The sequence below is a fragment of the Pseudomonas sp. RIT357 genome, from assembly GCF_000632245.1.
GTDB lineage: Bacteria > Pseudomonadota > Gammaproteobacteria > Pseudomonadales > Pseudomonadaceae > Aquipseudomonas > Aquipseudomonas sivasensis.
Window position 1 is genome coordinate 19,301 of record NZ_JFYX01000006.1, and the last position, 17,818, is coordinate 37,118.

3 protein-coding genes are annotated in these 17,818 nt (G+C 63.3%); all 3 read left to right on the forward strand.

Going from position 1 to position 17,818, the window contains the following annotated elements:
- Positions 1-117 precede the first annotated feature (117 nt).
- The 3 genes from BW43_RS20865 to BW43_RS20860 all read left to right on the forward strand — a co-directional run bounded on the left by BW43_RS20865 (position 118) and on the right by BW43_RS20860 (position 17,804).
- Positions 118-1,767: a cyclic peptide export ABC transporter gene (locus BW43_RS20865; protein ID WP_032885338.1), complete on the forward strand. Its 1,650-nt coding sequence runs from the start codon at positions 118-120 to the stop codon at positions 1,765-1,767.
- A 131-nt stretch (positions 1,768-1,898) separates the two neighbouring features.
- Positions 1,899-16,790 (forward strand): non-ribosomal peptide synthetase, encoded by a 14,892-nt coding sequence (locus tag BW43_RS28185; protein WP_081797622.1) that lies wholly within the window; start codon positions 1,899-1,901, stop codon positions 16,788-16,790.
- A 60-nt stretch (positions 16,791-16,850) separates the two neighbouring features.
- The gene (locus tag BW43_RS20860; protein WP_032885339.1) at positions 16,851-17,804 is read left to right on the forward strand and encodes an alpha/beta hydrolase; all 954 of its coding nucleotides are present in this window, start codon (positions 16,851-16,853) and stop codon (positions 17,802-17,804) included.
- The last annotated feature ends 14 nt before the right edge of the window (positions 17,805-17,818 follow it).

The window sequence follows — 17,818 nt, forward strand, 5'->3', positions numbered from 1 at the left end:
GAGGCTAAATCGCGCCGTAGTCGAAACGTCTTCTACAAAAGCCCGCGAGCGATCAAATGGATCGCCGGGCCTCCACTCGCCCTTAGCACGTAGCCACGTCGCGACCGAGGTAGTTTCATGACTGCAAAACCGCGTAGCGCCCTCAGCGAACTCTTGAGCCTGCTCAAGCCCTATCGCTACACCGTCATTCTGTCGATTCTGTTCGGCATCCTTGGAGGGGTGAGCGTCACGGCTCTGCTTGCCACGGTTAACCAGGGCCTGCACAGCGAGTCCGGCCTCACCACCGCAGTGGTCCTGGCCTTTGCCGGGCTGTGCCTGCTCGCCCTGCTCAGCAGCATTGCCGCCGACATCGGCAGCAACTTCGTGGGCCAAAAAGTCATCGCCAGGCTGCGCAAGGACCTCGGCGCCAAGGTGCTGTCAGCGCCAATCGAACAGATCGAACGCTACCGCAGCCACCGCCTTATTCCGGTACTGACCCACGACGTCGACACCATCAGCGACTTCGCCTTCGCCTTCGCTCCGCTGGCCATTTCCATCACCGTCATCCTCGGCTGCCTGGGCTACCTGGCGAGCCTCTCGCTGCCGATCTTCATCATGACCCTGCTGGCCATCGGCATCGGCTCGGCGATCCAGTTCATCGCGCAAAGCAAAGGCATCAAGGGCTTCTACGCCGCGCGGGAAGCTGAAGACAACCTGCAAAAGCATTACTCGGCCATCGCCGAAGGCGCCAAGGAACTGCGGATCCATCGCAAGCGCCGTCACGCCATGCTGACCCGCAACATCCAGGCCACCGCCGACCACATCTGCGACACCCACGTGCGCTCGATCAATATTTTCGTGATCGCCAAGAGCCTGGGTTCGATGCTGTTCTTTGTGGTCATCGGCCTGGCACTGACCCTGCAATCGTTCTGGCCCAGCAACAACCCGGCCATGATGAGCGGCTTTGTACTGGTGCTGCTCTACATGAAAGGCCCGCTGGAAAACCTGATCGCCAACCTGCCGATCATCAGCCGCGCGCAGATCGCCTTTCGACGCATTGCCGACCTGTCCGAACGCTTCTCGTCGCCGGAACCGCACTTGCTGCTTGACGCCGATGAGAGCCGCACGCCGACCATGAAGCATCTGGAATTGCGCGACGTGCAATACGCGTTTCCGCCCGTGGAAGGCAGCGCGCCCTTCAAGCTGGGCCCGGTGAACCTGACCATCGAGCCTGGGGAAATCCTGTTTATCGTCGGCGAAAACGGCTGCGGCAAGACCACCCTGATCAAACTGCTGCTGGGCCTGTACACCCCGCAGCAAGGTGAGATCCGCCTCAACGGCACAACGGTGGACGCCCACGGCCTGGATGATTACCGGCAGATGTTCACCACCATTTTTGCCGACTACTACCTGTTCGACGAACTGGTGCAAAGCGATAAAGCCCTGCCGGACGACGCCAACCAATACCTGGAGCGCATGGAAATCGCGCACAAGGTCAGCATCCGCGATGGCGCTTTCACCACCACCGACCTCTCCACCGGGCAGCGCAAGCGCCTGGCGCTGATCAACGCCTGGCTCGACGAGCGTCCAGTGCTGGTCTTCGACGAGTGGGCCGCCGACCAGGACCCGACCTTCCGCCGCGTGTTCTACACAGAGCTGCTGCCGGACCTCAAGCGCCTGGGCAAGACCATCATCGTGATCTCCCACGATGATCGTTACTTCGATATCGCCGACCAACTGGTGCGCATGGAAGCCGGGCGCGTCATTACCGAAAAAGCCTTCGCCTGACCTCCCCCTCCGGCGAGCGCCCTGCCGCTCGCCGCTGCCTGCCAAGTCCCACGTCACACCTAAATCTCGTCGGCCACGCTTCGTCTTTCTGACAACGCATATTTACGCAGCCGATGGCGACGAGACCAAACATGAACCCACTGAATCAACTCCCCGACGACGACTTGCTGGCTTTGTTGATGGCCGACGACGTCGGTTCAGAGCATTCCATCAAGGCTTCCACCCATCGCGGCCCCACTCCCCTGTCCTTCGCCCAACAACGCCTGTGGTTCCTGCAACAACTCTCGCCCGACAGCAGCGCCTACAACCTGCCTAATGCGCTGCACCTGCGCGGCCCGCTGGATACATCGGCGCTCGCCGCGGCCTTGCAGCAGATCATCGACCGGCACGACGTGCTGAAAACCGCGTTCCAGACCGTCGATGATGAACCCCGGCAAGTGCTTGACCCGCAAGCCCGCATCCACGTGCGCGAAGAGGACCTCTCAGGCCTGGCACCGCACGCCCGTAGCACCGCCGTGACTGAGCGCCTGGCCGCCGAGGCCGGTGCACCGTTTGACCTGGGACGCGCCCCACTGATTCGCGCCACCCTGATCACCCTTGAGCGCGACGACCATATCCTGCTGTTGAACATGCACCACATCGTCTCGGACGCCTGGTCCAACCCGATCCTGATGCACGACCTGATCCAGGCTTACCAACGCGCCTGCCAGGGCGATACCACGCCGCTGGCGCGACCTGCCATCCAGTACGCCGACTACGCCCGCTGGCAGCGCGAGGAGTACCCGAACACGCCGGCACAACAGCGGGCCGCCGACTATTGGGCGGGTTACCTGGGACGGGAGATTCCCACGCTGGACCTGCCTACCGAGTTCCCCCGCAATGCCGAACAACAACACCGTGCCGGCAATCTTCAACTGTCAGTGCCCACAGCCCTGAGCCAACAGTTGCACAGCTTCTGCCAGCAACAGGACCTGACGCCGTTTATCGTGCTGCTGGGCACCTGGCAACTGCTGCTCAGTCGCTACAGCGGCCAGCAGGATTTCACCGTTGGCGTGCCGAATGCCAGCCGTAATCAGAGCGAGACCCAGGACCTGGTGGGGTTCTTCGTCAGCAGCCAGATCTATCGCACGCAACTCACCGACGACCTGACCACAGGCGAGTTTCTCCAAGCGCTGCGCCAGCAATCGCGGGCGGCGATGGAACATGCCGACTACCCGATTGAACTGATCATCGAGCGCTTGCAGCTGCAACGCAGCACCCAGGCCAACCCGTTGTTCCAGACCCTGTTCAACTGGCGGGTGAGCCAGGATCAACCGGCCGCTCTGACGCTGGGTGAGCTGAGCCTGGCGTTCCTGCCGGTGGCGCAACATGAGGCCAAGTTCGACCTGTCGATGGACGTGGACTACACGCCACAACAGATCACGGCGAGCATCGAGTACAGCACGGCACTGTTCGGCGCGGCGACGATTGAACGCCTGGGACAGCACTGGCTGCGCTTGCTGCAAAGCCTCGTTGACGGGCCGCAACGGCGACTGGCCGAACTGCCGATGCTCGACCACGCCGAGCAACATCAGATGGTCAGCGCATGGAACGCCACCGCCACCCACTACCCGCTGCACCACAGCGTCCAGCAACTGATCGAAGCCCAAGTGGCGGCCACACCCAATGCCACGGCGCTGGTGTTCGGCGATCAACAGCTGAGCTATCACCAGCTCAACCAGCGCGCCAACCAGCTCGCCCACAAGCTGATGGAACTGGGCGTCGGCCCCGATGCACTGGTGGGTATCGCCACCGAGCGTAGCCTGGAGATGGTCATCGGCCTGCTCGCCGTGCTCAAGGCCGGCGGCGCCTATGTGCCGCTGGACCCGGAATACCCGCAGGACCGCCTCAGCTACATGATCGAAGACAGCGGCATTGGCCTGCTGTTGACCCAGCAGCACCTGCTCACGCAGTTGCCGATTCCGGCTGCGCTGCCGGTGCTGGCCCTCGATCAACTGGACGTCAGCGCCTATGCCGACACCAACCCGGAGGTCGCCGTTGACGGTGAAAACCTGGCCTACGTCATCTACACCTCAGGTTCCACCGGCAAGCCCAAAGGCGCCGGCAACCGGCATTCGGCCCTGACCAACCGGCTGTGCTGGATGCAACAGGCCTATGGGTTGACCGCCGACGATACGGTGCTGCAAAAGACCCCGTTCAGCTTCGACGTGTCGGTGTGGGAGTTCTTCTGGCCGCTGATGACCGGCGCACGCTTGGCCGTTGCCGGGCCTGGCGATCATCGCGACCCGGCCATCCTGATCAGCCTGATTCAGCGTTACCAGGTCACGACCCTGCACTTCGTGCCGTCGATGCTGCAGGTGTTCCTGCTGGACGAACAGGTCGCCCAGTGCACCCGCCTGACACGCATCATCTGCAGCGGCGAAGCCTTGCCTGTGGACGCCCAACAACAGGTGTTCGCCAAGCTGCCGAACGCCGGATTGTTCAACCTCTACGGCCCCACCGAAGCCGCCATCGACGTAACCCACTGGACCTGCCGCGAGGAAGGCAAGGCCAGCGTGCCGATTGGCCAGCCGATCGCCAACCTCACCACCTACATCCTCGATGCCGAACTGCAACCGGTGCCCGCCGGTGTCATCGGCGAGTTGTACCTGGGCGGCGAAGGCCTGGCGCGCGGTTACCACCGCCGCCCTGCCCTCACCGCCGAGCGCTTCATGACCAGCCCGTTCGGTGATGGCCAACGCCTGTACCGCACCGGCGACCTGGCCAGCTACCGCCCCGACGGCGTGATCGAATACCGTGGCCGTATCGACCACCAGGTAAAAATCCGTGGCCTGCGCATTGAACTGGGGGAAATCGAAACCCGCCTGATGGAATTGGACTGCGTGCGCGAAGCGGTGGTGATCGCGGCTGACGGGCAGTTAGTCGCCTACGCCGTGCCCACTCAAGCCCGTGACGCCGCTGAATTGCGCAGCGACATCAAACACCGCCTGAGCGAACACTTGCCCGACTACATGGTGCCGGCCCAGTTGATCTTCCTCGACCAACTGCCCCTGAGCCCCAACGGCAAACTGGACCGCAAGGCTCTGCCGAAACCCGATGCAAACCTGCTGCAAAAAGCCTACGTGGCGCCGCAGAGCCCGCTGGAACAGCAGATCGCCGCCATCTGGCAAGACGTGCTCAAGCGTGAAGCCGTCGGCCTGCACGATGACTTCTTTGAGCTGGGCGGACATTCACTGTTGGCTACCCAGGTCGTCTCCCGTGTGCGTCATGCCCTGAACACCGATGTGCCCCTGCGCAGCCTGTTCGAGTGCAGCACCTTGCAGGCGTTCGTCGCCACCTTGGCGCAAGAACCGGTCCGCCACGAGCCGCCCTTGGTCCGGGTCGCGCGCGACCAGCCGCTGCGCCTGTCTTACGCTCAGGAACGCCAGTGGTTCCTCTGGCAACTGGACCCTCAAAGCACCGCGTATCACATCCCGGCGGCCCTGCGCCTGCGCGGCCATCTGGACACCCAGGCACTGCAGCACAGCTTTGAGCACCTGATCGAGCGCCATGAAAGCCTGCGCACCTCGTTCACCCAGGACGGCGAGCGTACCGTCCAACGGATCGCCGCCCACGCTCCGCTGGCGATCACCGTCGAGTCACGGCTGGGCGCAGACGAGCAGGCGATCCAGGCGTGTGTTGAACACGAAATCCAGCAGTTGTTCGACTTGCAGCATGGCCCGCTGCTGCGGGTCAAACTGCTGAAACTGGCGGATGACGATCACGTCCTGATCCTCACCCAGCACCATATTGTCTCCGATGGCTGGTCGATCAACGTGATGATCCAGGAGCTGATTGCCCTGTACGCCGGTTTCAGCCAGCAGCAACCCGTCAGCCTGCCTGACCTGCCCGTCCAATACGCCGACTATGGCGTGTGGCAGCGCCAGTGGATGGAGGCCGGAGAGCGCGAGCGCCAACTGGCCTACTGGACCCAACAGTTGGGTGGCGAGCAGACGGTATTGGAACTGCCCGCCGACCACACCCGGCCGTCGGAGCAAAGCTACCGCGGCGCCCAATTGGAACTGGCGCTGGGCCACGAGCTGAATCAGTCGCTCAAGCAATTGGCCCAGCAGCAAGGCGTGACGTTGTTCATGCTGTTGCTGGCCTCGTTCCAAACCCTGTTGCACCGCTACAGCGGGCAAACCGACATCCGTGTCGGTGTGCCGATTGCCAACCGCAACCGCGTGGAAACCGAAGGGCTGATCGGGTTTTTCGTCAACACCCAGGTGCTGCGCGCAGAGCTCAACGGCCAGGCGCGGTTTGTCGACGTGCTGCAACAGGTCAAACACCACGCCTTGCAAGCCCAGGCTCACCAGGACCTGCCCTTTGAGCAACTGGTGGAAGCCCTGCAACCGGAGCGCAGCCTCAGCCACAGCCCGCTGTTCCAGGTGATGTACAACCATGCCAGCGTGCAGCCGCAAAACAACGTCAGCCTGCCCGGCCTGAGCCTTGAAGTCTTGGAAGGCACGCTACCCAGCACCCAGTTTGACCTCTCGCTGGACACCACCGAGTCCGCCGACGATCTGCTGGCCACCCTCACCTATGCGATCGACCTGTTTGAAGCCTCAACCGTCCAGCGCCTGGCCGGGCATTGGCAAAACCTGTTGCAGGCCATCGTCCGTAACCCGCAGCAACGCCTGGGTGAACTGGACATGCTTGGGCGTGAAGAACGGCACCTGATGCTCCATGACTGGAGCAGTGCCACCCTCGATTACCCAAGTGAAGAACGGGTTCATCAGCTGTTTGAAGCCCAGGTGGCGAAGCAACCATCAGCCCCGGCCTTGCTCTTCGAAGACCGCCAGTTGAGTTACGCCGAACTCAACGCCCAGGCCAATCGCCTGGCTCGCCATCTGGTGAGCCTGGGCGTCGGGCCCGACGTGCTGGTGGGGATTGCCGTGGAGCGCGGCCTGGACATGATCATCGGCTTGCTGGCGGTGCTCAAGGCCGGTGGCGCCTACGTGCCTCTGGACCCTGAATACCCGCAGGATCGGTTGCTGTGCATGATCGAAGACAGCGGCACGCAACTGATGCTGACCCAGAGCCACTTGCGCGAACGCCTGACGATTCCTGCCGAGGTGGCGCACCTGTGCCTGGACCAGAACCAAGCCTGGGTCGATCTGGACGACAGCAACCTGGTCAATCGTGCCCATGCCGATAACCTTGCGTATGTGATGTTCACCTCCGGCTCCACTGGCCGGCCAAAAGGCGTGGGCATCAACCAGTCCTCGCTGACTCGCCATGCCTACGTGTCGTTGGGGTTCTTCAATCTCAATGGCGGCGACCGCATCCTGCAGTTTTCCACCTTCAACTTCGACGGCTTCGTCGAGCAGTTGTACCCGGCCCTGATCTGCGGCGCGTCGGTGGTGCTGCGCGGTACCGAAATCTGGGACACCGAGACCTTCTACCACGCACTGATCAAGCACCAGATCAGCGTGGTCGACCTCACCACGGCCTACTGGAACCTGCTGGCCAAGGATTTTGCCGCGGCTGGCCCACGGGATTACGGGCGCCTCAAGCAAGTGCACGCCGGTGGTGAAGCCATGCCGCCAGAAGGCCTCGCCGCGTGGAGCCAGGCCGGCCTTGGCCACGTCAAATTACTCAACACCTACGGCCCGACTGAAGCCACGGTGACGGTCACGGCCCTTGATTGCACCGACTATGTAACCCGCGCACGCCCTACGCCCTTGACTATGCCCATCGGCAAGGTCCTGGCCGGACGCAGCATTTACCTGCTGGACGACAGCGGTGCCCCGGCGCCGATTGGCGTGGTGGGCGAACTGGTGATCGGCGGCGAGTTGCTGGCGCGGGGTTATTTCAATCGCCCGGACCTGACGGCCGAGCGCTTCATGCCCGACCCGTTCAGCCAAAGTGGCGGCCGCTTGTACCGCACCGGCGACCTTGCGCGCTACACCCCCGACGGGGTGATCGAGTACGTCGGCCGGATCGACCATCAGGTGAAGATTCGCGGGTTCCGTATCGAGTTGGGCGAAATCGAAGCCCGACTGCTGGAGCACGACATGGTGCGAGACGCCATCGTCCTCGCCCAACCGGCCGCCAGCGGTTTGCAGTTGGTGGGTTATGTGGTGCCCGAGGCCACGGCCGTGCCGCACGCAGAGCTGCGTCAGTCGATCAAAGCCGCGCTGGCAGCCGTGCTGCCGGACTACATGGTCCCGGGCTTCCTGATGTTCCTTGATGTATTGCCCCTGAGCCCGAACGGCAAGCTGGACCGTAAAGCGCTGCCCAAGCCGGATGCCAGCCAACAGCAAAACCACTATGTGGCGCCGCGAACGGCCCTGGAAATCCAGGTCGCCGGAATCTGGCAAAGCGTGCTCAACCTTGAGCAGGTGGGCCTCACGGATGACTTCTTCGCACTGGGCGGCCATTCGTTGCTGGCAACCCAGATCATCTCCAGGGTGCGTCAGGCCCTGGGGCTGGATGTGGCCCTGCGCAGCCTGTTCGAACGCAGCGTGCTGGGGGATTTCGTCGCCGGCCTGGACGGTCGCGCGCGGCAGCATGAGCTGCCATTGGTGCCCGTCGAACGCACTCAATCGCTGCCCCTGTCCTACGCACAGGAGCGCCAGTGGTTCCTCTGGCAATTGGACCCGCACAGCGCCGCGTACCACCTGCCGGCCGCCCTGCGCCTCAAGGGCGCGCTGGATGTCGCGGCGCTGGAGCACGCGTTCAATCAACTGATCGCGCGTCACGAAGCACTGCGCACCACCTTCGTGGTGGACAACGAACAACCCCGCCAAATCATCGCCGACCAGGCACCGCTGGCGTTGGTGGTCGAGACGCTGAACGGCACGCCGGACGACGCCACGATCAAGGCCTTTGTGGAGCACGAAACCCGGCAACTGTTCGACCTGCAAAACGGCCCGCTGCTGCGGGTCAGGCTGCTGCGCCTGGCGGACGATGAACATGTACTGGTACTGACCCAGCACCACATCGTTTCCGATGGCTGGTCGGTGCAGTTGATGGTGGAGGAACTGATCAGCCTGTACGGCGCCGCCCAGTCTGGACAGCCTCACGCACTGGCACCGTTGCCCATCCAGTACGCCGACTATGCCGCCTGGCAACGGCAATGGATGCAAGCCTGCGAGCGCGAACGTCAACTGGCGTACTGGACCGGCCAGTTGGCCGGTGAACACAGCGTATTGGAGTTGCCGACGGATCACCCGCGCCCGGCGGAACAAAGCTACCGAGGTGCCCACCTGTCAATCACCCTGGCGCCTGGCCTGGGCGATGCCGTGCACGCCTTTGCCCATCGCGTTGGCGTGACGCCGTTCATGCTGTTGCTGGCGTCTTTTCAGACCCTGTTGCACCGCTACAGCGGCCAAAACGATATCCGCGTCGGTGTGCCGATTGCTAACCGCAACCGGGTCGAAACCGAGGGGCTGATTGGCTTCTTCGTGAACACCCAAGTCATGAAAGCCGAGTTCAGCTCGCACCTGCGGGTCGAGGCTCTGCTGCAACAGGTCAAGCAACATGCACTGGATGCCCAGGCGCATCAGGACCTGCCATTCGAACAATTGGTGGAGGCCTTGCAACCGGAACGCAGCCTCAGCCACAACCCGCTCTTCCAAGTGATGTTCAACCACCAGAGTGCCGACAAACCCAGCGCCACCGAACGTCCGTCACTGCCTTCGGCGTTGCAGGTCGAGGGATTGGACTGGGAAGGCAGCACCTCGCAATTTGACCTGACCCTCAGCACCAGCGAATCGGCCGAAGGCTTGAGCGCGACCCTGACCTACGCCACCGACCTGTTCAACGCCACCACCATCGAGCGCCTTGGGCGGCATTGGCAACAGCTGCTGCACAGCCTGATTGCCGACCCACAACAGCGAGTTGCAGATTTGGCGATGCTCGACCACGCCGAGCAGCAGCACATTGTCAGCGCGTGGAACGCCACCGCCACCCACTACCCGCTGCACCACAGCGTCCAGCAACTGATCGAAGCCCAAGTGGCGGCCACACCCAATGCCACGGCGCTGGTGTTCGGCGATCAACAGCTGAGCTATCACCAGCTCAACCAGCGCGCCAACCAGCTCGCCCACAAGCTGATGGAACTGGGCGTCGGCCCCGATGCACTGGTCGGTATCGCCACCGAGCGTAGCCTGGAGATGGTCATCGGCCTGCTCGCCGTGCTCAAGGCCGGCGCCGCCTATGTGCCGCTGGACCCGGAATACCCGCAGGACCGCCTCAGCTACATGATCGAGGACAGCGGCATTGGCCTGCTGTTGACCCAGCAGCACCTGCTCACGCAGTTGCCGATTCCGGCTGCGCTGCCGGTGCTGGCCCTCGATCAACTGGACGTCAGCGCTTATGCCGACACCAACCCGGAGGTCGCCGTTGACGGTGAAAACCTGGCCTACGTCATCTACACCTCAGGTTCCACCGGCAAGCCCAAAGGCGCCGGCAACCGGCATTCGGCCCTGACCAACCGGCTGTGCTGGATGCAACAGGCCTATGGGTTGACCGCCGACGACACGGTGCTGCAAAAGACCCCGTTCAGCTTCGACGTGTCGGTGTGGGAGTTCTTCTGGCCGCTGATGACCGGCGCACGCTTGGCCGTTGCCGGGCCTGGCGATCATCGCGACCCGGCCATCCTGATCAGCCTGATTCAGCGTTACCAGGTCACGACCCTGCACTTCGTGCCGTCGATGCTGCAGGTGTTCCTGCTGGACGAACAGGTCGCCCAGTGCACCCGCCTGACACGCATCATCTGCAGCGGCGAAGCCTTGCCTGTGGACGCCCAACAACAGGTGTTCGCCAAGCTGCCGAACGCCGGATTGTTCAACCTCTACGGCCCCACCGAAGCCGCCATCGACGTAACCCACTGGACCTGCCGCGAGGAAGGCAAGGCCAGCGTGCCGATTGGCCAGCCGATCGCCAACCTCACCACCTACATCCTCGATGCCGAACTGCAACCGGTGCCCGCCGGTGTCATCGGCGAGTTGTACCTGGGCGGCGAAGGCCTGGCGCGCGGTTACCACCGCCGCCCTGCCCTCACCGCCGAGCGCTTCATGACCAGCCCGTTCGGTGATGGCCAACGCCTGTACCGCACCGGCGACCTGGCCAGCTACCGCCCCGACGGCGTGATCGAATACCGTGGCCGTATCGACCACCAGGTAAAAATCCGTGGCCTGCGCATTGAACTGGGGGAAATCGAAACCCGCCTGATGGAATTGGACTGCGTGCGCGAAGCGGTGGTGATCGCGGCTGACGGGCAGTTAGTCGCCTACGCCGTGCCCGCTCAAGCCCGTGACGCCGCAGACCTGCGCAGCGACATCAAACACCGCCTGAGCGAACACTTGCCCGACTACATGGTGCCGGCCCAGTTGATCTTCCTCGACCAACTGCCCCTGAGCCCCAACGGCAAACTGGACCGCAAGGCCCTGCCGAAACCTGATGCAAACCTGCTGCAAAAAGCCTACGTGGCGCCGCAGAGCCCGCTGGAACAGCAGATCGCCGCCATCTGGCAAGACGTGCTGAAACTGGAACGCGTCGGCCTGAACGACAATTTCTTCGAACTGGGCGGTGACTCCATCATCTCCATCCAGGTGGTCAGCCGCGCCCGCCAGCAAGGCATCGCCTTTACACCCAAGGAACTGTTCCAACACCAGACCGTGCAAGGCCTGGCCAGCGTGGCCCGTATCGGCGCAAGTGCCCAGGTGATCGATCAAGGCCCAGCCACCGGCCCGCTCACGTTGCTGCCGATTCACCAGGTATTTTTTGAAACGGCGATCCCTGAGCGCCATCACTGGAACCAGTCGGTACTGCTCCAACCTGCGCAACCGCTGGTGGCCGAGGCACTGCAACGGGCGTTGCACGCGGTGATTGAGCACCACGACGCCCTGCGTTTGAGCTTTGCGCAACACCCCGGCGGCTGGAGCGCACAGTACCGGCCAATGGTCGACTGGCAGTTGCAACAGATTGACGCCACCGCCGAGCAATTGTCGGACCTGTGCGATCAAGCCCAAGGCAGCCTCGACCTGCAACACGGCCCGCTGATCCGCGCCTTGTTGATCCACTTGGCTGACGGTACCCAGCGCTTGTTGTTGGTGATCCACCACCTGGCAGTGGATGGCGTGTCCTGGCGGATTCTTTTTGAAGACCTGCAAAACGCCTATCAACAGGTCAGCGACCAGCAGCCGGTGCAGCTGCCGGCCCGCACCAGTTCGGTCAAGGCCTGGGCCGAGCGCCTGCAACGCCGCGCGCAAAACCAGACGTCCCAGGACGAACTGAACTACTGGCTGGCGCAACTCGACACCAACACGCCCGACCTGCCATGCGAACGTCCCCATGGCAGCCTGGACAATCGCCACAGCCACACGCTGCATACCCACCTCGACGCCCGGCAGACAAAGCAATTGCTGCAACAGGCGCCCAAGGCCTATCGAACGCAGATCAACGACTTGCTGCTGACGGCCCTGGCACGTGTCATCAGCCGCTGGACCGGCGCCCCGCACTGCCTGATCGAGCTGGAAGGTCATGGCCGCGAAGACCTGTTCGATGACATCGACCTGACCCGCACGGTGGGTTGGTTCACCAGCCTGTTCCCGGTCAAGCTCGTGCCGGCCGCCAACCTTGGCGACTCCATCAAGCAGATCAAGGAACAGTTGCGGGCAATCCCCGACAAAGGCCTTGGCTATGGCGCCCTGCGCTACCTGGGCACGCCGCAGGCACGGGCCAGCCTCGGCGCCTTGCAGGCACCACGCATCACGTTCAACTACCTTGGCCAGTTCGACGGCAGTTTCGATGCCAGTCAGGGCTCGTTGCTGGCCCCTGCCGCCGAAGGCAGCGGCCGTGAGCAGGCGCTGAATGCGCCACTGGGCAACTGGCTGAGCCTCAATGGCCAGGTATACGGTGATGAACTGACCCTAGGCTGGCAATTCAGCCGGGAGATGTTCGACGAAGCGACCATTGCGCACCTGGCCGATGACCTCAAGCGCGAGCTGCTGGCCCTGATCGAGCATTGCTGCGACACCGCCAACGTGGGGGTCACGCCATCCGACTTCCCGCTGGCGCGGATCAGCCAGGCACAACTGGATCGCCTGCCGGTGCCGTTGCCACAAGTCGAAGACGTCTACCCGTTGTCGGCGATGCAACAGGGCATGCTGTTCCACACACTGGAGGCACCGGAAAGCGCACTGTACGTGAACCAGATGGCCGTCTCGGTCACCGGCCTGGACGTTGCGCGGTTCACCGCAGCCTGGAACGCCGTGATTGAGCGCCATGAAATCCTGCGTACCGGGTTCTGGGCCGACAACCAACTGGCCGAACCGCTGCAAGTGGTCTATCGCGCGGCGACGATGCCTGTCGACGTACTCGACTGGCAGCAACGGGACGTCAACGCCCAAGACCTGGAGGTGCTCGCGAGCCAGGATTGCGCCCGTGGCTTCGAACTTCTGCGTGCGCCGCTCACACGCCTGACCCTGGTGCAGCTCGACCCGCAGACGCACTACCTGATCTGGACCAGCCACCACATCCTCATGGACGGCTGGTCCAACTCGCGGCTGTTGGGTGAAGTCTTCGCGATCTACAACGGCCAGGCCGCACCGGCCAAACGCGGGCATTACCGCGATTACATCCGCTGGCTGCAAGATCAATCCCAGGCGGTACTGGAGCAGTTCTGGAAAACCAAGCTCCAGGACTTGAACGGCACCTCGTCCCTCGCCAACAGCCTGTCGCCCAAACCGGCCATGGAATTGGAAGGCCACGCGGCGCTGTATCTGAATTGGGATGCGCTGCAAACCGCACACTTGCGTGAGCAGGCCCAACGTCTGCGCGTCACCCCGAACACGCTGATCCAGGCCACGTGGTTACTGCTGTTGCAGCGCTATACCGGCCAGGACACCGTGTGCTTCGGCGCGACGGTCGCGGGTCGTCCAGCCAGCCTGCCAGGCTCGGAGGACATGCTCGGGCTGTTTATCAACACCTTGCCCATTATCCAGACCCCGCAACCGCACATGCCCGTCGCCCAATGGCTGCAAGCGTTGCAGGCCTATAACCTGGAAGTGCGCGACCACGAGCACGCGTCCCTGGCGGACGTACAACGCTGGTCGGGCCAAGGTGGCCAGCCGCTGTTTGACAGCATTCTGGTGTTTGAAAACTACCCGGTGGACGAACGCCTGCAGGAAGCCGGGCAAGAACGCCTGAGCTTTGGCGACGTCAGCAGCCGCGATGTGACCAACTTTGCCATGGACCTGGCGATCAACCTCGGCGACACCCTGAAGATCGAGTTCCTGTACCTGCGCAACCGCTTTACCGAGGCCGCCACCGCACAAATCCTGCGCAGCTTTGAAACCCTGCTGCTGGAACTGCTGAACAACGCCCAGGCCAACGTCGGCAGCCTCACTATGCTGGCAGGCACCGAACAGCAACTGTTGCTGCAACGTAACGTGCTGAGCCCAGCCATGGCACCACGCGCCCACCTGGCACAGGTGATCCGTCAACACGCACTGGAGCGCCCTGACGCAGTGGCGGTGGTGTGCGACGGGATCGAGGTGAGCTACGGCGAACTGGATGCCCGGGCCAACCGCCTGGCCCACTGCCTCATGGCCCAGGGCATCGGGCCGGAGATGTTCGTTGGCGTCGCTCTGGAGCGTTCGGTGGACGTCATTGTCGCGTTCTATGGCGTCATGAAAACCGGCGCCGCCTACGTGCCGCTGGACATTGACTACCCGCAGGACCGCGTGCAGTGGATCGTCGAAGACTCTGCCATGAGCGTACTGATCAGCCAGCACTCGCTGCGGTCGCGCTTCGACGGCCTGGGCGAGGCGACGCTTATCGACCTGGATCGCCTGCCGCTGTCGGACTGGCCGGCGACGTGCCCGGCGCCGCAGGTGCACGACGATAACCTGGCTTATCTGATTTACACCTCGGGCTCCACCGGCAAGCCCAAGGGCGTCGCCGTGACCCATGGGCAAATTCGCATGCATTGCCAAGCGATTGCCGAGCGTTACGAGATGGACAGCGGCACCCGCGAATTGCTGTTCATGTCGTTCGCCTTCGACGGTGCCCAGGAGCGTTGGCTGTCGACACTGCAAAGCGGCGGGTGCCTGGTGGTGCGGGGTAACCAGTTGTGGACACCGGAAGAAACCTGGCAGGCGCTGCACGCCCACAGCATCAGCATCGCCTGCTTCCCTCCGGCGTATCTGCAACAGCTGGCCGAGTACGGCGACAGCCAAACCGATGCACCACCGCCCGTGCGCATCTACTGCTTCGGCGGTGACGCGGTGGCCGAGGCCAACTTCGAGCTGGTCAAACGCGTGCTCAAGCCGCAGTACCTGACCAACGGATACGGCCCCACCGAAACCGTGGTTACCCCGCTGCTGTGGAAAGTGAGTGCCGACGAACGCTGCAACGCGGTGTACGCGCCGATCGGCACCCGCGTCGGTGAACGTACCCTGTATGTGCTGGACGAACACCTCAACCCCGTGCCCGATGGCGTGGCGGGCGAGTTGTACATCGGCGGCGAAGGCGTTGCCCGTGGGTATCACCAGCGGCCCGGCCTGAGCGCGGAACGGTTTGTGGTTGACCCGTTCGCTGCCGACGGCACACGCCTGTATCGCACCGGGGATCTGGTACGCCAACGCCCCGACGGCGTGATCGACTACCTTGGCCGCCTGGACAACCAGGTGAAAATCCGCGGTTTCCGTATCGAACTGGGAGAAATTGAGTCACGCCTGCGCGAGATCCCCGACGTGCAAGACGCCGTGGTGGTCGCCCGCGATACGGCCGGCGGCAAGCAACTGATCGGTTACGTGGTGGCCGACGCTTCGGCCGGGCTGGGCGAACGTCTGCGTGCGGCTTTGCAGGTGGAATTGCCCGACTACATGGTGCCGGCGCAAATCCTCGCGCTGCCGGCCTTCCCGCTCAACCCCAACGGCAAGTTGGACCGCCTGGCCCTGCCTGACCCGGACTTCAAAGGCCGCGCCTTCGTTGCACCGCGCAATGCGTTGGAGGCACAACTGGCAGCGATCTGGCAGGAGGTGCTGGAGTTGGAGAGCGTAGGCGTCACCGACAACTTCTTTGAATTGGGCGGCGACTCGCTGCGCATTCTTAAAGTGCTGTCGAAGGTGCGCAGCCAGCCGGATATCGGCATCGAACTGAAACTGCGGGACATGATCGGCAAACCCACCATCGCTGAGCTGTCCGGGTTTGCCGAAGACGATGCCAGCCTGAATCCGCTGCTACTGCTCAACAGTGAAACGACGCACAGCTCGCCGTTGTTCTGCCTGCATGCCGGTTTTGGCACGGTGTTCGACTACGAGCCCCTGGCCCGTCGCCTGGATGGACAGCGCAGCGTCTACGGCCTGCAATGTCGCATGCTGCTGGACCGCCAGTGGAACGATGATTCCCTGGCGTCCATGGCCATCGATTACAGCCAGTACATCCGCCAGCAGCAAGCCAGCGGCCCGTACCACCTGGTGGGCTGGTCGCTGGGCGGCACCCTCGCGGTGCTGGTGGCCCAGGAGCTGGAAAGCCAGGGCCAACGCGTGGAGTTTCTCGGCCTGGTGGACAGCTTTGTGCCCACTGGCGAAGACGTCTTGAGCGACGACTGGAGCGACGACTTGCGCGGGTTCCTCGCGGTACTGTTCGGCCTCGCGGCCGAGGACTTGCCAGCCTTCGACGTCAGGGCGACGACGGACAGCGCGGTGCTGGAGCAACTGATCGCACAGGTCCAGGCAGGCGCTGCCGCGCGTTCGGTGTATGCCGCAATCAGCACCGAGGAGCTGGCTCACACGTTCCAGGTAGCGATGAAACTCAAGGCGTTGTCCACGGGACTGGACGGCTTGCCGCCCACCCGGGCGCAAGCCCATTGCTGGTGGGCCAAGGCGCTTGCCGACCAGCCGGCATCGAACCTGGCCAGCGCCCGGAGCAATGAACAGATCGCCGCCGGCCACTACGACATGCTTAACCACCCGACCCTGCTTCAGGGTCTGTTGCAGCACCTGGCGCTGCAACCCGTAGCCAGTTGAAACGTCGCCGCCCCTGATGGTCAGGGGCGGCGCTTCAGCCTATTTCACAAGGAACATGCAATGCCCCTGGACCCTGATCTCGAAGGTTTTCTGGAATTGGCGCAGATGGGTCGCCTGACCGGTAAAAGCCACCCCATGCACGCACTGAGTGTTGAACAGGCACGGCGGGAGTTCGAACAGACTTCGGCCATTCTCGACCCCAGCCCGCCGGGGTCGGTGGTGGTCACCCACCTGACGGTCACCGCCCGCGATGGCCATGCACTGCCCGCCCGTCTTTACCGGGCACCGGGCACCGCGCAATTGCCGGTGATTGCGTACTTCCACGGCGGCGGTTATGTGGTGGGCAGCCTGGACTCCCACGACTCCATCTGCCGCAGGCTCGCGGCCAGCGGTCAGTACGCGGTGTTCGCGCCCAGCTACCGTCTGGCGCCACAGGCGAGCTTCCCGACCGCAGTGAATGACAGCCTCGACGCCGCCAATTGGCTGGCCGAACAGGCCGGCAACCTGCAACTGGACAACCGCCGGATTACCCTGGCGGGTGACAGTGTGGGGGCAACGCTGGCGACCGTCCTGGCGATCACCGCAGTGAAGGCGCCGCAGCAACTGGCGTTCAAACCCTGGGCCCAGTTGCTGTTTTACCCGGTCACTGATACCTCGCGGCAGCGTGATTCCCATCGCCACTATGCCGAGGATTACCTGCTGGAAACGGCCACGCTGGAATGGTTCTACCAACACTATTGCCCGAACGCCCAACAGCGCCTGGACTGGCGAGTCTCGCCGTTGCTGGCCGAAGGGCTGACTGCACTGGCACCGGCCTATATCAGCCTGGCCCAGTACGATCCGCTGTATGACGAAGGGCAGGCGTACGCCCAGATGCTGGCCGCGAGCGGCACAGCGGTCAGCCTGCACGTGCAGTCGGGGCTGACCCATGACTTCCTGCGCATGAACGGCATTACCAGCGCGGTTGCAGGCATTTATGAAGACGTGTTGAGTTGGTTGGGGGAACAGCACTAAGCAACACTTGACCG

Excerpts from the sequence above, each read along its gene's own strand:
- BW43_RS20865 (WP_032885338.1), top strand. The coding sequence starts at position 118 with ATGACTGCAAAACCGCGTAGCGCCCTCAGCGAACTCTTGAGCCTGCTC.
- BW43_RS28185 (WP_081797622.1), top strand. The coding sequence starts at position 1,899 with ATGAACCCACTGAATCAACTCCCCGACGACGACTTGCTGGCTTTGTTG.
- BW43_RS20860 (WP_032885339.1), top strand. The coding sequence starts at position 16,851 with ATGCCCCTGGACCCTGATCTCGAAGGTTTTCTGGAATTGGCGCAGATG.